Annotated in this window: 13 protein-coding genes; 3 read left to right on the top strand and 10 right to left on the bottom strand. The window is 73.4% G+C overall.

Going from position 1 to position 17713, the window contains the following annotated elements:
- Positions 1–8 precede the first annotated feature (8 nt).
- From AL2_RS16315 to AL2_RS16305, 3 genes are all read right to left on the bottom strand, one after another.
- Positions 9–3632: an NACHT and WD repeat domain-containing protein gene (locus AL2_RS16315; RefSeq protein ID WP_157438192.1), complete on the bottom strand. Its 3624-nt coding sequence runs from the start codon at positions 3630–3632 to the stop codon at positions 9–11.
- Positions 3633–3705: 73 nt separating this feature from the next.
- Positions 3706–4503, bottom strand: coding sequence for an AfsR/SARP family transcriptional regulator (locus tag AL2_RS16310; RefSeq protein ID WP_168444718.1), 798 nt, complete (start codon positions 4501–4503; stop codon positions 3706–3708).
- 162 nt (positions 4504–4665) lie between these two features.
- A complete protein-coding gene (locus AL2_RS16305) occupies positions 4666–6534 on the bottom strand; it encodes a helix-turn-helix domain-containing protein (RefSeq protein ID WP_067634714.1) in 1869 nt (622 codons plus the stop codon).
- Between the two features lie 124 nt (positions 6535–6658).
- Here AL2_RS16305 and AL2_RS16300 point away from each other — a divergent pair, with 124 nt between their 5' ends.
- Together AL2_RS16300 and AL2_RS16295 are read left to right on the top strand one after the other, a co-directional pair.
- Positions 6659–7333, top strand: a complete 675-nt coding sequence (locus AL2_RS16300) for a TetR/AcrR family transcriptional regulator (RefSeq protein WP_083946575.1) — start codon at positions 6659–6661, stop codon at positions 7331–7333.
- A gap of 115 nt (positions 7334–7448) precedes the next feature.
- On the top strand, positions 7449–9071 hold the full coding sequence (locus tag AL2_RS16295) for a long-chain fatty acid--CoA ligase (protein WP_067634713.1): 1623 nt from the start codon (positions 7449–7451) through the stop codon (positions 9069–9071).
- A gap of 100 nt (positions 9072–9171) precedes the next feature.
- Here the strand turns inward: AL2_RS16295 and AL2_RS16290 are convergent, their stop codons facing one another.
- Genes AL2_RS16290 through AL2_RS16270 form a run of 5 tightly spaced genes read right to left on the bottom strand, consistent with a single transcriptional unit; the run spans position 9172 to position 13915 of the window.
- Positions 9172–10272: a branched-chain amino acid ABC transporter permease gene (locus tag AL2_RS16290; protein WP_210748358.1), complete on the bottom strand. Its 1101-nt coding sequence runs from the start codon at positions 10270–10272 to the stop codon at positions 9172–9174.
- Complete coding sequence (locus tag AL2_RS16285) at positions 10269–11132, bottom strand: branched-chain amino acid ABC transporter permease (RefSeq protein ID WP_067634712.1); 864 nt, start codon at positions 11130–11132, stop codon at positions 10269–10271. The genes AL2_RS16290 and AL2_RS16285 overlap by 4 nt, the downstream gene beginning before the upstream one ends.
- A 10-nt stretch (positions 11133–11142) precedes the next feature.
- A complete protein-coding gene (locus AL2_RS16280; RefSeq protein WP_067634711.1) occupies positions 11143–12384 on the bottom strand; it encodes an ABC transporter substrate-binding protein in 1242 nt (413 codons plus the stop codon).
- A 51-nt stretch (positions 12385–12435) separates the two neighbouring features.
- Positions 12436–13137, bottom strand: a complete 702-nt coding sequence (locus AL2_RS16275) for an ABC transporter ATP-binding protein (RefSeq protein WP_067634710.1) — start codon at positions 13135–13137, stop codon at positions 12436–12438.
- Positions 13124–13915, bottom strand: coding sequence for an ABC transporter ATP-binding protein (locus tag AL2_RS16270; protein WP_067634709.1), 792 nt, complete (start codon positions 13913–13915; stop codon positions 13124–13126). Before AL2_RS16270 ends, AL2_RS16275 begins: the two co-directional genes overlap by 14 nt.
- Positions 13916–14186: 271 nt before the next feature.
- Here AL2_RS16270 and AL2_RS16265 point away from each other — a divergent pair, with 271 nt between their 5' ends.
- On the top strand, positions 14187–15575 hold the full coding sequence (locus tag AL2_RS16265; protein ID WP_067634708.1) for a tannase/feruloyl esterase family alpha/beta hydrolase: 1389 nt from the start codon (positions 14187–14189) through the stop codon (positions 15573–15575).
- A gap of 136 nt (positions 15576–15711) precedes the next feature.
- On the opposite strand, the gene AL2_RS16260 is transcribed toward AL2_RS16265, so the two are convergent.
- A complete protein-coding gene (locus AL2_RS16260; protein WP_067634707.1) occupies positions 15712–16896 on the bottom strand; it encodes a cytochrome P450 family protein in 1185 nt (394 codons plus the stop codon).
- A complete protein-coding gene (locus AL2_RS16255; RefSeq protein WP_067634706.1) occupies positions 16896–17705 on the bottom strand; it encodes an SAM-dependent methyltransferase in 810 nt (269 codons plus the stop codon). The genes AL2_RS16260 and AL2_RS16255 overlap by 1 nt, the downstream gene beginning before the upstream one ends.
- Between the last annotated feature and the right edge of the window lie 8 nt (positions 17706–17713).

Below are 17713 nucleotides of genomic sequence, written 5' to 3'. Positions count from 1 at the left end.
GGCCGGGGTCACGGGCACGTCCGCCGGTACTGCTCCTGCGGCACGTAGTTCTCCCATTCGTCGCGGGTGAGCGGGCGTCCGGCGTTGGCGCACGCCGCGGCCACCGGGTCGGCGGGCGTGCCCGCGTCCCACAGCCGCGCGGTCCCGTCGCCGGCCACCGTGGCGAGGACGGTCCCGCCGCGGCCGTAGGCGAGCGCCGTGACGCCGCGGGTGTGGCCGCTCATTGGGGCGCCGAGCCGCCGGTGGGCGCGCAGGTCCCACAGCTGCACCTCTCCCTCGGTGGAGCCGGTGGCGATGACCTGGCCGTCCGGGCTGAAGGCGAGCGCGTTGATCGCGCCCGTGCCGATGACGAGGGCGAGCCCCACCGGGCGGCGGCGCGCCACGTCCCAGAGCCGGACGGTGGAGTCGGCGGCGGTCAGGGCGAGGGTGCGGCCGTCCGGGCTGAACGCCAGGTCGTTGACGAACCCGCCGCCGGCCTTGGCGAGCGCGGCGCCGATCTGGCGGCGGGAGGCGACGTCGAACAGCCGCACCCGGTCGTCGAACCCGGTGGTGGCCAGCGTCCCCCCGTCGGGGCTGACCGCCATCGCCGTGATGACGTCGGTGTGCCCGGGGACGCGGATGCGCGGCCCGGTCTCCCGGCGGCGCGCGACGTCCCAGAACGCGATCGCCCCGTCCTGGTGGACGGCGGCGAACCTGCCGTCGGGGCTGAGCTCGGCCACGCCGCCGAGCGTCCCGTCATGGGCGATCTCGCGGTGGCCGGCCACGTCCCAGAGCCGCAGCCCGTCCGGGCCGGACGTCAGGAGCGTCCGCCCGTCCGGGAGGAAGGCGGCCATGGCCACCGGGCGGCGGGCGCCCTCGGGGGTCAGCGGGGGACCGGCGGGGCGCTGGGCGGCCACGTCCCACAGCCGGATCGCCGGGTCGTCCTCGCCGGGGGCGCCCGCGGCGAGCGTCCGGCCGTCGGGGCTGAGCGCGACGGCGGACCGCGCGGGCATCGGGGTCCCGATCTGCAGATGGGTCCGCGGGTCGGCGAGCCGCACCGTCCCGTCGGCGCCGGCGGCGGCGAGCAGCCCCCCGTCCGGGCTGAACTCGACGCGCTCGACGGCGCCGGCGTTGTCGGAGAGCGCGAGCACCTGCTCGCCGCCGGCCGTGTCCCACAGGACGGTGCGGCCGCTGCTTCCGCCGGTGGCGAGCCGCGTGCCGTCCGGGCTGAACGCGATCGCCGCGAAACCGGCGGTGCGGTCCCTGAGCACGTTCTTCTGCTCGTGCGTGGCGGCGTCCCACAGCCGGGCGGTCCTGTCCAGGCTCACGGTCGCGAGGGTGGCGCCGTCCGGGCTGACGGCGACGTCGACGACGTCCTTGGTGTGGCCTTCGAACGGCGCCCCGACCTGGCGGGACGTCGCGGTGTCCCAGAGCCGCGCGGTCCTGTCCTTGCTCGCGGTGGCCAGCGTCCTGCCGTCCCGGCCGAACGCCAGCGCGTAGATCATGGTCGAGCGTTCCGGCCCGGTGTCGGCGCGGCCCATGGGAGGCCCGTGCGGGCGGTGCGCGACCGCGTCCCACTGCCGGACGACACCGCTGAACTCCCCGGTCGCGAGGGTCCTGCCGTCCGGGTTGTACGCCAGCGCCGACACGACCGACTCGACCCGGAGGGGTGCGCCCGCCTCGCGGTGGGTGGCCACGTCCCAGAACCGGACGGTGCCGAGGCACGCCGTCGCCAGCGTCCGGCCGTCGGGGGCGAAGGCCGCGTCCCGGACGCCGGACCCGCCCGAGCACTCGTCCCCCGGATACGTGATCGGGGCGCCGAGCTGCCGCCGCGACGCCGCGTCCCACAGCCGCACGGTGCCGTCGCGGCCGCCCGTCGCGATGACCGAGCCGCCGGGGCTGAACGCCAGCGCCGTGACGCCGCCGGCGTGCCCGGCGAGGGTTCCGCGGCCGGTGCGGGTCGCCGCGGCCAGCAGGCGGTTGCGCGCCTCGTCGGTGTGCGCGATCCGCCACGCCGCCACGGCCAGCATCGAGGACAGCGCGGGATCGCCGGTGGCCTCGCTCTGCGCGGCGAGCTGGCGGGAGACCGCCACGCCGCGCTGGCGGTGCGCGTCGTCCGCGGCGCGGACGGCCACGCCGGCGGCGGCGAGGGCCAGCGCCGACAGCGTCGCGAGCCCGGCCTGGACGAGGCGGCGGCGGCGCCCCGCCTGCCGCGCCGCCCGGGTGGACGCCGCGAGGAAGCCCGCGGCGGTGGGGCCGGGCGGCGGGAAGCCGCCGGGGTCGCGCTCCCAGCGGGGCCGGACGTCGTCGACGGCCAGCAGCCGGGCGCCCCGGTAGAGGAACGCTGGGTCGCGGTGGTGCTCGGCCCACTGCGCGGCGTCCTCGACGAGCCGGTCGTACACCGTCTGCGCGGTCAGGTCCGGGGCCAGCCACTGCCGGAGGGCGGGCCAGGCGGTCAGCAGCGCGTCATGGGAGATCTCGACGGCGTCCTCGTGCAGGGTGAGCAGCCGCCGGTCGGCGAACGAGGACAGCAGCGCCTCGACGCGGTCCCGGTCCGCCGCCGAGTGCGCCCCCGCGGCGGCGTGGGCCTCGGCCAGCGTCACCCGGCGGCGCGCCACCCGCCCGCCCGCGGTGATCACGGTCATCCGGCGCAGCAGCCGGAGCGCGGTCTTGCGGTCCGCGGGCGGCAGCCGCCCGAGGACCTCGTCGGCGGTGCGCCGCACCGCGTCGTGCACGCGGCCGGACGCCTCGTACCCCCTGACGGTCAGCCGGCCGTCCTCCCGCCTCTCCCAGGTGTCGCGGAGCGCGTGCGAGAGCAGCGGCAGGGCCCCGGCCTCGTACCGGTCACCGGCCGCCCGGCCGGCGCGCAGGTCGCCCAGGACGGTCTCGACGAGGGCGGGTTCGATCTCCAGGCCCGCCGCGGCCGCGGGGCCGGTGACGGCCAGCCGCAGGTCCGGCTCGGTCATGGGCTCGACGATGACCTGGCCGTCCTGGATGGCCTCGGCGAACTCCGGGTAGGCCGCGCAGCGGTCCCAGTAGTCCGCCCGCACGCCGACGACGACCCCGGCGCCGTGCGGGCGCCCGGCCAGGGCGTGCAGCGCCCGCACGAACGCCTGGCGCTCCCCCTCGTCCCGCACCAGCGTGAACAGTTCCTCGAACTGATCGACCACGAGGACGAAACGGCCGGGCGGGGAGAGATGGCCGGTCACCGCCCGCCGCGGGTCGTCCCGCAGCAGCCGTTCCACCGTGCCGGCGTCCCCGCCGAGGACCCGCGCCCATTCTTCGGCGAGCGCCCGCAATGGCGCCGCGGCAGGGCTCATGATGAGGCGCGGCCAGTCCCGCGACCCGGCGACCGGCAGCATCCCCTCCGCCAGCGCGGGCATCAGCCCCGCCCGTAACAGCGACGACTTGCCCACCCCGGAGGCTCCCGAGACCAGCAGGATGGATCCGCGCTCCTCCAGGCGCGGGCCGAGCCGCTCCAGGAGGTTGCGCGTCGCCGGGCCGCGTCCGAAGAAGAAGCCGGCCTTGTCGGCCTCGAACGGCACGAGGCCCTGATAGGGGCACACGTCGGACGGCGGGGCGGCGCCTGCCGGGGTTTCCGGCGGGGTCCGGGCGCGCACCCGGCGACGGCCGTCCTCGTCCGCTTCGCCCATGGCCTTCATTCTGGCCAACGGCGGCGGCGTTGATCAATCGCCGCGGGCGCCGGTCACCCGCCGCGAGGGACGGTCACAGGCCCGGCGTCCTCCGCGCCAGCAGGTCCGCGTGGATCCGCTGCAGCGCCGGGTTGGGGTCCGCGCCGAATTCGGCGGCGATCCGCACGCGGATCTGCTCGTACCGGGCCAGCGCGTCGGCCTGGCGGCCCGACCGGGCGAGGACGACCAGCAGCCGCGCCCACAGCGGCTCGCGCAGGGGGTACCGCCCGGTCAGCTCGCTCAGCTCCACGACCAGTTCGGCGTGGCGGCCGGCGGCGATGTCCAGGTCGACGCGCCGCTCCAGCGCGGCGAGGTGGCGTTCGACCAGCCACGGCGTCTCCGACTCCCGCAGCCCGCCGGACGGCACGCCCTCCAGCGGCCGGCCGCGCCACAGGCCCAGCGCCTCGGCGAGCAGCGCCCGTTCCCGCGCGGCGCTCGGCGCCGCCGACGCGGCGTTCAGCAGCCTGCCGAACCGCAGGACGTCGACGTCCTCCGGGTCGGCGTGCAGCACGTAGCCGGTGGGCCGCGGGCCGATCGACTGCGTGCCGAGCGCGTTCCGCAGCCGGGCGATATAGGTCTGCACGCTGCGCCGGACGTTGCCCGGCAGCTCCTCGTCCGCCCACACCGCCGCGGCCAGGCGCTCGACCGACACTGCCTGGCCGGACGACAGCGCGAGCGCCGCCAGCATGGCCCGCAGCCTGCCCGCGGTCAGCGCGACCGGGCGCTCGTCCACCGACACGGCGAGCGGGCCCAGCAGCCCGACCGACAGCACCGCCCGCGACCGGCCGGCAGGTGCCGCGCCCGTCGCCGGCTCCCCGTTACACGTGATCACATCGCCCCCGTGACGCATCGCCCGGCCGGCCGGCGCCCCGCGCGCCGGCCCCCACCGGGAAGATCAGCACGACCATCGAAGGCGCGTCCCGGCCGTCCGGACAACCGGTCGGACGGAAGCGGACGGAATGGGACGCCGCGACGAACCGGTACTGGACCCCGGTCAGACGTCGAGGTCGCGGCCGAGCCGGTGCAGGCGCAGCGCGAGCTGGACTTCCAGGGTGTGGTCCGGGCTGTTCCAGTCCACGCCCAGGAGGCGTTTCACGCGGTCGAGGCGCTGCGTGACGGTGTTCGGGTGGATGTGCAGCCGCTTCGCGCTGGCGACGAGGCTCTGCCCGGTGGCGAAGTAGGTTTCGAGCGTCTCCATCAGCATGGTCGACCGCTGCTCGTCGTGCCGGATGACCGGGCCGAGCGTCCGCACCACGTACCGGGTCGCGGACGCGCCGTCGCCGAGGAGCAGCCCGGCGTACCCGAGGTCGTCGGCCGTGGCGGCGGCGCCCTCGCGTTCGAGCCGCAGCAGCGCCTGCGCGCAGGCCAGCGCCTCGGCGTAGGCGGCGGGCAGGTCGGCGGGGTCGTCCACCGGCCCCGCCGCGCCGACGGTGACGGGCGACCGCAGCCGCATGGTCATCGACCGCGCCACCTGGCGGCCCGTCAGCGACGGGTCGTCGGACGGGATGACCAGGACCGCCCGGCCGTCCCGCACGGTGCTCAGGCCGTCGCGGGCGGCGGCGAGGTCGGACGCCACGGAGGCGAGCCCGCGCCGCTTCTCCGCCCGGATGTGCGCGACGACGACGGCGTGCCGCTTCTGGGGCTGGTAGCCGATCCGCAGCGCGCGCTCGGCCAGCGACGAGTACGTGCGGGCGTCGGGGGTGAGGAGGTCGTCCAGCAGTTCGCCGCGCACCCTGGCCTCCGCGGCGGCGAGGTTGCGGCCGAACAGCTGGAGCAGCGAGGCGACGACGGCCGCCCGTTCGAGCAGGCGCCGGTCCAGGTCGCCGGGTTCGGCGGACGTGACCGGCGGAGCCCAGACCAGCGTGCCGAGGTTCTCGCTGCCGGCGACGAGGTCGGTGGCCCAGTACGTCCCGCCGGCCCGCCCGTCCACCGCGGCCGACATGCCCTTCAGGACCTCCCCGGACGCCCCCGGCGTCCAGGCGACGGGCGTCTGCAGCTCGTCGAAGATGGCGAGCACGCCGCCGAGCTGGTCGCCCGTCGCGCTGACGACCTCCTGCACGCCGCCGCCGCGGAGCACGATGTCCATGCTCTGGTCGTGCGCCGCGACCGCCCTCTCCTCCTCGACCGTGTGCCGCCGCAGCGCCTCGTTCGCCTGCCGCAGGGCGGCGAGCGCCTGGGCCTCGGCGTGCCGCTGCCGCGCCTGGTCGATCGCGGACGCGGCGAGGGCCGCGAAGGAGCCGAGCAGCGCGATGGCGTCGTGCGAGAACGGGCCGGGCGTGCGGTTGGACGCGAAGAGCACCCCGATGTCGTGGCTGTTGCGCAGCGGCACGCCGACGATCGACACCTGCCGTTCCGCCCTGACCGAGGCGTCGACGGCGGGATCGTGCGCGAGCCGCTCGTCGCTGAAGTAGTCGGGCGTCGAGAACGGCGTGCCCGTGGCGGCGACCCGGCCCCCGATGCCGACGCCGAACGGGATCCGGACGTCCTTCCAGGCGGAGGACGTGGCGCCGACCATCACCCGCATGCGGGTCGACCGGTCCTTGTCGTCGTTCAGGCTCAGGTAGGCCATGTCGCAGCCGAGCAGCCGCTGCGCCTGGCTCACGATCAGGGTCAGGATCGCGTCCGGGTCGCTGCGGTCCTCCGCGAGCTCCTTCGCGCACTCGACCAGCGCGCGCTGCTGCTCCTGCCGGGTGCGCTGCTTCTCCAGCGTCTCGCGGAGCCGGAGGGCGAGCGTGTGCTCGGCCTGCAGCTCCTCCAGTTCGGCGGGCGAGCCGGCGCTCGCCGCCGTCTCGCGCAGGACGGCGTCGTAGTGCGGCAGCGGTGCCCCGTCGACGAGGAGCCGGAGATAACTGTGCCCGTTCACACTCGCCTTCGGCCTTCCCTATAGTAAGTAAGCGCATAGTCACCGCTGCGGGCGCTCGTGTCAAGGCTCACCGGGGCCCGCGCCGACAGCATGCTCCGGTACCCAGAGGAGGCGAGAATCGCCGATGGCCAGACGGCAGGCCCGGTTCACCGCGCAGGACCTGGCGGACGACCCCCGGCTGCAGGACCACTCCCCCGACCTCTGGCGGGCGGAACTCGGCACCGTGCAGCGCGGCCTGCTGACGTCGGCGGTGCGCTGCTTCGCCGCGAACGGCTTCCACGCCACGACGACGCGCGACATCGCCGAGGGCGTGGGCCTCAGCCCGGCCGCCCTCTACGTCCACTTCCCGTCGAAGGAACTGGTCCTGTTCGAGATCATCCGGGTCGGTCATGAGCGGGTCCTGGCGCACGTCCAGGACCCGTCCATCCTGGCCCTGGAGGGTTCGGCGGACCGGCTGCGCGCCATCGTCTCGGCGTACACGGCGTGGCATGCCCGCCACCACGTGGCCGCGCGGGTCTGCCAGCTGGAGCTGACCGGCCTCACGGCCGAGCACTACGACGAGATCGTCGAGGTCCGCCACGGGACCAACGCGTTCTTCCGGGACGCGGTCGCCCGCGGTGTCGCCGACGGTTCGTTCGCCCAGGTCGACGTCAAGCGGGTCACGCGGGCGATGCTGTCGCTGAGCATCGACCTCGTCCGCTGGTACCGGCTCGACGGGCCCGACGCGCCGGAGCAGCTCGGCGAGTTCTACGCCGATCTCGCGCTGAAACTGGTCGCCGGGGGCGCGGCCGGCGAGTAGCCCCGATCCGCCGGATCCACCGGCGGGCGACCAGTTCTCCGCACCTGACTATGCGCTTAGTAACCGCTACGATGGCCCGTCAGACACCCTTGCCCGTCGCGGTGCTGGAGGTTCCATGCACGGTCTGATGCAGGACCGACCTCTCGACGTCCCGATGCTCATGCGCCGCGTCGAGCAGTCGTTCGCCCACAAATGGGTCGTCACCGCGACCGCGGACGGCGAGGTCGCCGCCACCTGGCATCATGTCGCCGGCCGCGCGCGCCGCCTCGCCGCCGCTCTCGACCTGCTGGACGTCCCGCGCCATGCCCGCGTGGGGACGTTCGGCTGGAACTCCCAGCGCCATGTCGAGCTGTACCTCGCGGTCCCGAGCAGCGGCCGCGTGCTGCACACCCTCAACCACCGGCTGTTCGCCGACGAGCTGACCTACATCCTCAACGACGCCCAAGACGACGTCCTGTTCGTCGACCGCTCCCTGATCGCCACGGTGTGGCCCCTGGTCGAGCAGGTTCCGGCCGTCCGCCACGTCGTGGTCATGGACGACGGCGGCACGGCGGAACCGCCCGGCGACCCCCGCGTCATCGACTACGAGGCACTGCTCGCCCAGGCCCCCGGCACGGCATCACCCGTGACGATCGACGAGAACGACGCCGCGAGCCTCTGCTACACGTCGGGCACGACCGGACGCCCCAAAGGCGTGCTGTACAGCCACCGGTCGATCGTCCTGCACGCGCTCATGCTCCTCGGCGCGGACAACTTCGCGATCAGCGAGCGCGACGTCGTGATGCCCATCGTGCCGATGTTCCACGTCAACGCGTGGGGGCTGCCCTACGCCGCGATGCTCGCCGGCGCCGACCTCGTCCTGCCCGGCCCGGCGATGGACTCGGCGGCGCTGGCCCGCCAGATGTCCCGGCACCGGGTGACGTTCACGGCCGGGGTCCCGGCGATCTGGCGCTCGCTCCTCCCCCTGCTCGGGGAGGTCGACGTCTCGTCCCTGCGGATGGTCGTGTCCGGAGGCAGCCCGGTGCCGGACGCGCTCGCGCGGGCGTGGCACGAGGCCGCCGGCGTCCCGCTCACCAGCTCGTGGGGCATGACCGAGACCAGCCCGGTGGTGGCCGCCTCGCGGCTCGCGACCGTGCACGACGGCCTCGGCACCGACGCCCGGCGCGCGATACTCGCCACCCCCGGCCCCGCCCTTCCGCTCACCGAGCTGCGGCTGGCCGACGACGAGGGCAACGGCGTCGACCACGACGGCGCGACGCCCGGCGAGCTCCAGGTCGCCGGGCCCACCGTCGCGTCCCGCTACTTCGGGGCCGACCCGGGCGAGTCGAGGTTCACCGAGGATGGCTGGCTGCGCACCGGGGACGTCGCCACCATCGACCGGTACGGCTACATCCGCATCGTCGACCGCACCAAGGACCTCGTGAAGTCCGGCGGCGAGTGGATCTCCTCCGGCGTCCTGGAGAACGAGATCATGGCGCATCCCGGCGTGGCGGAGGCGGCGGTCATCGGCGTACCGGACGACCGCTGGGGCGAGCGCCCCCTCGCCTGCGTCGTCCTCGCCGCCGGGAGCGCCCTCGACGAGGCGGGCCTTCGCGCGCACCTCACCGGCCGCGTCGCCTCCTGGTGGATCCCCGAGCGGATCTGGATCCTGCCCGAGATCCCCAAGACGGCGACGGGCAAGTTCTCCAAAGTCGCCCTCAGGGAGAGGTTCGCCGCGCATCAGCGGGAAGTGTTCTGAGTGCACCATCACGGGAGGTCCCCCAACGGCAGCGTGATCACCGGCGACGGCGTCCTGCTCAAGGCGTGATCACCGACGAGGTGGGCCTCGGGACGAACGTCTACGCCTGCGGGCTCGGCGGCTCCGACGGCCGGACGCTCTTCGCGTGCGTCGCCCCCGACTTCGACGAGACGGCCCGCAAGTCCGCGCGGGAGGCCGCGCTGCTCGCCGTCCCGGTCGCCGTGCCCGCGGCCTGAGCGGCGCCGGGGGCGGCCGGGCGGCGGGCGGCGAGCAGGTGGCGGGCCGTCCCCCAGATGCCCCGGCGGAACAGCAGCACGATCACGATGAAGATCGAGCCCGTGACGATCCCCGTCTCCTGGAACCCGGCGGTGGCCAGGTAGTCCTGCAGCTGGACGACCAGGGCCGCGCCGATGGCGCCGCCCCACAGCGTGCCGATGCCGCCGAGGATGACCATCATCACGGCCTGCCCGGAGGTCGTCCAGTAGACGCCTTCGAGGGAGGCGAAGCCGTGGCCGATGGCGAACACGCCGCCGGCCGTCCCGGCGAGCCCGGCGGACAGGACGAAGGCGAGGAGCCGGTACCGGTCGACGGGGTAGCCGAGCGCGCGGGCGCGGGCGGGGTTGTCGCGGATGGACACGAGGACCCGTCCGAACGGCGAGCGGACGATGCGCCAGGCGGCGAACAGCCCGGCCAGCACGAACGGCAGGCCCGCGTAGTAGAAGTAGAACGGCTCGGACAGGTCGAGGCCGAACAGCTCCCGGGGTATGCCCTGCAGGCCGTTCTCCCCGCCGGTGACGTCCCGCCACTGGTTGGCGATGAAGTACACCATCTGGGCGAAGGCGAGCGTGACCATCGCGAAGTAGATCCCGGTCAGCCGGACGGACAGGTAGCCGATCGGCACCGCCAGCAGCGCCGCGAACGCCGCGCCGCCGAGGATCGCGAGCGGGAACGGCATCCCGGTGTGCAGGGCGATCAGCCCGGTGCAGTAGGCGGACCCGCCCCAGAAGGCGGCGTGCCCGAACGACAGCAGCCCGGTGTAGCCGAGCAGCAGGTCGACGGCGGCGGCGAACAGCGCCCAGCAGGCGATGTCCAGCGCGACCGGCGGATAGATCAGCCAGGGCAGGGCGAGGGCGGCGGCGAGCCCGGTCGCGAGGAGCAGCGGCCCGCTCCGGCCCGACCGGGCCAGCCTGGAGAGGATCACCGGAACGCCTCCTCGCGTCCGAACAGGCCGGCGGGCCGCCACAGCAGGACGGCGGCCATGAGGATGAACACCAGGGTCTGGGAGAGCGACGGGATGTAGAGATTGCCCAGCGCCGACACCAGCCCGACGGCGAAGCCCGCGGCGACCGAGCCGAACACCGACCCGAGGCCGCCGATCACCACCACCGCGAACACCGTGATGATCAGGTCGGCGCCCATCAGCGGGTTGACCGCCCGCATCGGCGCGGCGAGGACGCCGGCGAACGCGGCCAGCGCGACCCCGAAGCCGAACACCGGGGTCACCCACCGGCCGACGTCGATGCCGAGCGCGCGGGTCAGCTCGGGCCGCTCGGTCGCCGCCCGGACGATCATCCCGACGCGCGTCCGGGTGAGGACGACCCACACCCCGAGGCACCCCAGCACCGAGATCGCCAGCACGAACACCTGGTAGGCGGGGTAGGTGAACAGCCCGAGGTCGACCGTCCGGTCCAGCTGCGACGGCCTCGGGTACGGCTGCGAGTTCACCCCGTACCGCCGCTTCACCAGGTCCTGCAGGATGAGCGCCAGGCCGAAGGTGAACAGGAAGTTGTAGAGGGGGTCCAGCGGCGTCAGCCGCCGGATGAACAGCCGCTCCAGGACGATCCCGGCCACGCCCAGCAGCGGCGGCACCAGCACCAGGGACAGCCAGAAGTTCAGGCCGAACGAGTCGAGCGCGATGAACGCCCCGAACGCGCCGAGCATGTAGAACGCGCCGTGGGCGAGGTTGACGACGCCGAGCATCCCGAAGATGACGGCCAGGCCGAGGGCGAGCAGGGCGAAGAACGCCCCGCCCACCAGCCCGTTGAACGCCTGTTGCAGCACGTGACGACCCCTAGAGGGCGCAGGACGGGTCGGGCTGCGGCTGGAACGCCTCCGCCGCCGGGATCGTCTTGAGGATCTTCACGTAGTCCCACGGCTCCTTGACCTCGCTGGACGGCTTCACCTGCGACAGGTACGCGTCGTGCAGCAGCAGGTGGTCCTGGGGGCGGATGGTGCCGTTGCGGGCGAACATGTCATCGATCTTGGCGCCCTCCAGCTGCTTCACCACCGCGTCGGACTTGTCGGTGCCCGCGCGCTGCACGGCCTCCAGGTACTGGAGCGCGGCCGAGTAGTTGGCGCCCATGTTCGCGGTGGGGCGCTTGCCGACCTTGGCCTGGAACTTGTCGGCCCAGGCGCGGCTCCTGTCGTCCAGGTTCCAGTACCACATGTCGGTGTAGCGGACCCCGTGCAGGGCGTCCGGGCCGAGCGAGTGGATGTCGCTGAGGGCCAGCAGCCCGACCGCCAGACCGACGCCCTTGTCGCGCAGCTTGTACTCGTTGTACTGCTTCACCAGGTTGACCAGGTCACCACCGGCGTGCATGGTGCCGATCACCTTCGGCTTGGGGTCGAGGTTGGGCGCCTTGAGCAGGAACGTGGAGAAGTTGTCGTTGGGGAACGGCGTCGGGTCGGCCTTGACCACGGTCCCGCCGGCCGCCTTGATGGCCTCGCCGAACGTCTTCTGCATGTCCTGCCCGAACGCGTAGTCCGGGTAGATGATGTACCAGCTCTTGCCGCCGTCCTTGGTCACCTCGGTACCGGTGCCGTGGGCGAGCATGTAGCTGTTGTAGCCGTAGTGGAAGGTGTACTTGTTGCACTGCTTGCCTTCCAGCTCGGTGCTGGCGGCGCCGACGTCGATGAACACCTTCTTCTTGTTCTTGGCGATGGTGGCGACGGCGAACGCGGCGGACGAGGTGGGCACGTCCACGATCAGGTCGGCGTGCTTGCGGTCGTACAGCTCCTGCGCCTTGGAGTTGGCGATCTCCGGCTTGTTCTGGTGGTCGGCGGCCACCACCTCGATCTTCTCGGCCACCGCCTTGCCGCCGTACTTGGCCTTGTAGTCGGCCACCGCCATCTTGACGGCCTCGACCGTGGACTTGCCCGAGGTGTCGGCGTAGATGCCCGACGCGTCGTTCAGCACGGCCAGCACGACCTTGCCGTCGCTGATCTTCCCGCCGCCGCCGGCCGGCCCGCCCCCGCACGCGGCCAGCAGCAGCCCTGCGGCGGCCAGGCCACCGCTCCAGCCCAAGACTTTCATTCCGGCCTCTCCTTCGATCTCACGGACTCGGCCCGTCCGGTTCCGGCGTGGTCAGATGCCGAGGTAGTCGAGCAGCTCGTGCTCGCGTTCACGGACCTGGTCGTTGTCCAGCGCGTCGACGATCCGGCCCTCGGCGAGCAGGTAGTGGCGGTCGGCGACGGTGGCGGCGAAGTGCACGTTCTGCTCGATGAGCAGGACGGTGACCCCGGCCGCCTTGACCTCCCGCAGGATCGCGCCGATCTGCTGGACGATCAGGGGCGACAGGCCCTCGGTGGGCTCGTCGCACAGCAGCAGCCGGGCACCGGTCCGCAGCACCCGGGCCAGTGCGAGCATCTGCTGCTCGCCGCCCGACAGCTTCGTCCCGGGAAACCGGCGCCGTTCTCGAAGGCGGGGGAACGTCTCATAGACCCGCTCCAGCGACCACGGATCGGGACCCGTGCGCGGCGGGAGCGTCAGGTTCTCCTCCACCGACAGCGTCGCGAAGATGCCGCGGTCGTCCGGGACGTAGCCGAGGCCGCGCCGGGCACGCTTGTGCGAGCTGAGAGCGGAGATGTCGTCGTCGAACAGCGAGGCGGTGCCCGCCGTCCGGCCGTGCGCGCCGTGCAATCCCATCAGGCAGCGCAGGAGCGTCGTCTTGCCGGCGCCGTTGCGTCCGACGAGCGTGACGATCTCGCCCTCGTCCACCCGCATCGACACTTCGCGCAGGGCCTGCGCCTCGCCGTACCAGGCGGACAGTCCGTCAACGCGCAGCATGGGAGTCCCCCAGGTAGGCGGTGATGACGCGCGGGTCATGGCGGATGTCGGCGTACGGGCCCTCGGCCAGCACCTTGCCGTGCTGCAGGACGGTCACCCGGTCGGCGAGGCTCGCGACCACGTTCATGTTGTGCTCGACCAGGACCACGGTCCGGCCGGCACGGATCTTGCGGACGAGCTCGATGGTGCGTTCCACGTCCTCGACGCCCATGCCGGCGGTCGGCTCGTCCAGCAGCAGCACCTTGGGGTCGAGCGCCAGAGCGAGCGCGAGTTCCAGCGCGCGCTTGCTGCCGTACGACAGCGAGCCCGCCGGGACGTCGCCGTGACCGGCGAGCCCGACCTGGTCGAGCAGCTCCCCCGCGCGTCCGGCGAAGCGGTCCAGCGCCCGGTCCGAGCGCCAGAACCGCCAGCCCAGGCCGGTGCCGCTCGCCAGCGCCAGCTCCAGGTGCCGACGCGGGGTCAGCTCGGCGAACAGGCTGGTGATCTGGAACGAGCGCGCCACGCCCAGCCGGGTGATCGCCTCGGGGCTGCGCCCGGCCAGCTCCCGGCGGCCCGCCAGCAGCACGCTGCCCGCGGTGGGCTTCAGGAAACCGGTGAGGAGGTTGAACAGCGTCGTCTTGCCGGCGCCGTTCGGCCCCACCAGCGCATGGACGGAACCCTCCCCGATGTCGAGGTCCACGCCGTCCACCGCACGGAAACCGCGGAACTCCCTCACCAGACCCCGAGCCGTCAGAACCGGAGCCGTCAGAAGCGGGGCCTCCGGGACGGGATCGCCCATGCGCCCTCCTCATGCGTCGTGCCGTGACCGGCACCACACTCGGGTCGCCGTGACCGTGAACGCTAGGCGGCGGCGGCGCGTGCGAACCAGGTGACCCGGCACATATTCGGGCGGCCGACTATGAGGCGGCGCACACCGCAGGGTGCCGCCACCACAGGACGCCGGTGAAGAGTGTGCTCGGCGACGTGGCCCCGCCCGCCGCAGGTCGCGGAGCATGTCATCTCCCACGGGGCGGACCGACGATCCCCGTACCCACCCCCGGAGGCCGCACATGCCTGTCCTTCGCCGATCCTCCGTCCTCTCAGTCGCGCTGGGGTCGCTGCTGGCGGTCCCGCTGGTCGCGGTGACCGGTGCGGCCGCGCAGGCCGACGCCGGCTGCGCCCGCATGCACGAGGTCCACGTCCCCGGAGCGGAGAAGCAGATCGCCGCCTGCCTGGACGACCTGACCACCGCCGGCACGGTCGCCTCGGGCCACACCGTCCCCGCCCAGTGGACGGGGCTGCACTCGACCGCCACCAGGAACCCGAGCGGAGTGCCGGGAATCCAGATCGACGGCTACTTCCAGGACGGCTCCACGTTCAACACCACCCACGGCTGGAACCATGACGCCCAGTTCGTGATCCGGCTTCCGGAGAACTGGAACGGCGGCCTGGTGGTCTCGGGGGCGCCGGGGACGCGCCTCCAGTACGCCAACGACTTCACCATCTCCGACTGGGTGCTGGCCAAGGGATACGCGTTCGCCTCGACCGACAAGGGCAACAGCGGCAACCAGTTCTACAAGGACGGCACGCGTCCTGGCGACGCCATCGCGGAGTGGTATCGCCGGATGACGCAGCTCACCGTCGCCGCCAAGGTCACGGTGGCCCGCCACTACCGCAAGCCGCTCCGCAGGACGTACGCGGCGGGCATCTCCAACGGCGGCCAGCTGGTGCGCTGGGCGCTGGAGAACCACCCCGAGCTGTACGACGGCGGCATCGACGCCGAAGGCACGTACTGGCCGCGCGACGGCGGGAACAACGCGCTGGTGTACCTGCCGGTGGCGCTGCGCAACTACCCGAAGTACGCCGCGACCGGCGACCCAGCGGCGCACGCCGCGATGCTGAAGGCCGGCTTCGCGCCCGGCTCGGAGTTCCTGTGGGACTTCAACTACCGCGTCCTCTGGGACAACACTCAGCGCATCTACCGCGAAGAGGTCGACCCGGCCTACGACGGCGACCTGGAGGCGGGCATCCCGTACTGCGAGAGCGGTACGCCCGGCTGCGACACCGACTACCGGTACTACGCGCGTCCCAGGAGCGTCCACAAGACGGTGGAGCGGCTGGGGATGACCGGCCGCATCGGCAAGCCGATGATCACCGTGCAGGGGACGCTGGACACCCTCCTGCCGATCAAGGTCCACGGCGACGCCTACGACCGGAAGATCCGTTCGCAGCACAGGGGCGCGCTGCACCGCTACTACCGGATCGAGGGCGCGTCCCACCTCGACCTCGAATACGACATGTTCCCCGCCAGGATGCGCCCGCTGCTCCCCTGCATGCGGACGGCGTTCGAGGACCTCGAACGCTGGACGGCCCCTCGCGGCGGCCAGGCGCCCCCGCCCAGCGCCACCGTCCCGCGCCAGACCACCGGCGACGTGGCCAACACCTGCTCCATCGGCTGACCGGGACACCCCGGTCCATCAGGCCCCCCTGACGGGCCGCCACCCACTCACCGGCTTCCCGGTGGCCCGTCAGGGGACTCCCATCCGCGTCGCGCCCTTCCTCACCTGGCTGGCCTTCGGCTGGTGGTGACGGGCGTCAGACGCGAACGGGGAGGGTGACCAGGCCGCGGACGATGGAGCCGGTGCGGTGGTGGCGCAGGTCGGCGGGCGGGACGGCGAGGGCGAGGCCGGGGAAGCGGGCCAGGAGGCCGCCGATGGCGATCTGGCCCTCCAGGCGGGCGAGGGGGGCGCCGAGGCAGAAGTGGAGGCCGTGGCCGAAGGCGACGTGGCGTTTGGGGGCGCGGGTCACGTCAAGCCGGTCGGGGTCGTCGAACGCGGCGGGGTCGCGGTCGGCGGCGCCGAGCGAGACGTGCACCCAGGCGCCCTTGGGGATCGGGGTACCGGCGATCTCCATGTCCACCAGGGCGATGCGCTGGCTCGCCCGCTCCACCGGGCCGTCGTAGCGCAGCAGCTCCTCGATCGCGGACGGCAGCAGCTCGGGCCGCGTCCGGAGCAGCTCCAGCTGGCCGGGCGCCTGGAGCAGGGCCAGGACGCCGTTGCCGATGAGGTTGACCGTCGTCTCGTGCCCCGCGATCAGCAGGAGGGCGATGGCGGCCAGTAGTTCGGCCTCGGCCAGGGCGGAATCGCCGTCGCGGGCGGTGATCAGGGCGCTGATCAGGTCGTCCTCGGGGGCGGCCCGGCGGGCTGCGATGGCCTCGCTCAGGTAGCCGTTGAACTCGCGGGCGGCGTCGCGGCGGGAGGCGCGGGCCTCGGCGGTCAGCGCCGGCACGGTCAGCACGGCCGTCCACGCGCGGAACCGGGCCCGGTCGGACGCCGGGACGCCGAGCAGCTCGCAGATGACCTGGACCGGCAGCGGGACGGCGAGGTCCTCGATCAGGTCGGCCCCGCCGCGCGCGGCGATGCCGTCCAGCAGCGCGTCGGCGATCTCCTGGACGCGGGGCCGCAGCTTCTCGACCCGTCCGGCGGTGAACGCCTTCGCCATCAGGCCGCGCAGCCGGGTGTGGTCGGGCGGGTCCATGGCGAGCATCGTGCCGCCGAAGAACTGCTCGCCGTTCACGGGCACGGCACTGTGCGCGACGTCCTTGGACAGGCGCGGATCGTTCAGCGCCGCGCGGCCGTGCTCGTGGTCGACCACCAGGAAGGCGGTGGCGCCCCGGGGGAAGTCGATGGGGTGGACCGGGCCCCGCTCCCGCAGTTCGGCGTACACGGTGTACGGGTCTTCGCTGAACGCCCGGCTGAACAGGAACTCCAGCGGGAGCATCAGACCACCCTGCCCACGCCGGCGAGGAAACCGGGCGGGGCCATGTCGGACCGCAGCGCCTCGCCGTCCGGCCGCCAGTCGGCGACCTGCACCAGGCCGGGCCCGACGAGCTCGGTCCCCTCGAAGAACGCCATGACCTCGTCGACCCCGCGCGGGATGAGGTCGCCCGCTCCCGTCCTGCCGTAGGCGGACCGCACCTGGTCCTCGACGTCCTGCGTGATCGCGCCGCGGTAGCCGTGCGAGACGGCCAGGTAGCTGCCGGGCGCCAGGGACTCGCGCAGCCGCGCCACGATCTCGGCCGGACGGTCCTCGTCCGGGATGAAGTGCAGGATGGCCAGCATCAGCAGGCCCACCGGCTGGTCGAAGTCGATCCGGGCCTTGACCTCGGGATGACCTACGACGGCCTCCGGTTCGCGCAGGTCGGCCTGCACGACGGTGGTCAGCGGGTTGTCGGCCAGCAGCGCCCGGGCGTGCACGAGGACGATCGGGTCGTTGTCGACGTAGATGACGCGGGAGCCGGGGGCGGCGCGCTGGGCCACCTCGTGCACGTTCTCGCGCGTCGGCAGCCCCGAGCCGATGTCGAGGAACTGGCGGACGCCGCTGGCGGCCATCATCGTCACGGCCCGCGACAGCAGCCGGCGGTTGGCGCGGGTGAACTCCAGGACGTTCGGCATCGCCGCGACCACCTGGTCGGCGGCCGCGCGGTCGGCGGCGAAGTTGTCCTTGCCTCCGAGGTAGTAGTCGTACATCCGGGCCACGCTGGGGGTCTCGGGGTCGATCACCCACTCCGGATGATGCTCACCGCTCATGGACGGAC

Source organism: Actinomadura latina NBRC 106108 (assembly GCF_001552195.1).
Classification (GTDB): domain Bacteria; phylum Actinomycetota; class Actinomycetes; order Streptosporangiales; family Streptosporangiaceae; genus Spirillospora; species Spirillospora latina.
The sequence above is the reverse complement of the archived record's forward strand: the minus strand, read 5'-3'. Positions and strand labels throughout refer to the sequence as shown.

What these genes read in the sequence shown, in the direction of transcription:
- AL2_RS16315 (WP_157438192.1), bottom strand. Translation starts at nt 3,632, where the DNA reads ATGGGCGAAGCGGACGAGGACGGCCGTCGCCGGGTGCGCGCCCGGACC.
- AL2_RS16300 (WP_083946575.1), top strand. Translation starts at nt 6,659, where the DNA reads ATGGCCAGACGGCAGGCCCGGTTCACCGCGCAGGACCTGGCGGACGAC.
- AL2_RS16295 (WP_067634713.1), top strand. Translation starts at nt 7,449, where the DNA reads ATGCACGGTCTGATGCAGGACCGACCTCTCGACGTCCCGATGCTCATG.
- AL2_RS16280 (WP_067634711.1), bottom strand. Translation starts at nt 12,384, where the DNA reads ATGAAAGTCTTGGGCTGGAGCGGTGGCCTGGCCGCCGCAGGGCTGCTG.
- AL2_RS16275 (WP_067634710.1), bottom strand. Translation starts at nt 13,137, where the DNA reads ATGCTGCGCGTTGACGGACTGTCCGCCTGGTACGGCGAGGCGCAGGCC.
- AL2_RS16270 (WP_067634709.1), bottom strand. Translation starts at nt 13,915, where the DNA reads ATGGGCGATCCCGTCCCGGAGGCCCCGCTTCTGACGGCTCCGGTTCTG.
- AL2_RS16265 (WP_067634708.1), top strand. Translation starts at nt 14,187, where the DNA reads ATGCCTGTCCTTCGCCGATCCTCCGTCCTCTCAGTCGCGCTGGGGTCG.
- AL2_RS16260 (WP_067634707.1), bottom strand. Translation starts at nt 16,896, where the DNA reads ATGCTCCCGCTGGAGTTCCTGTTCAGCCGGGCGTTCAGCGAAGACCCG.
- AL2_RS16255 (WP_067634706.1), bottom strand. Translation starts at nt 17,705, where the DNA reads ATGAGCGGTGAGCATCATCCGGAGTGGGTGATCGACCCCGAGACCCCC.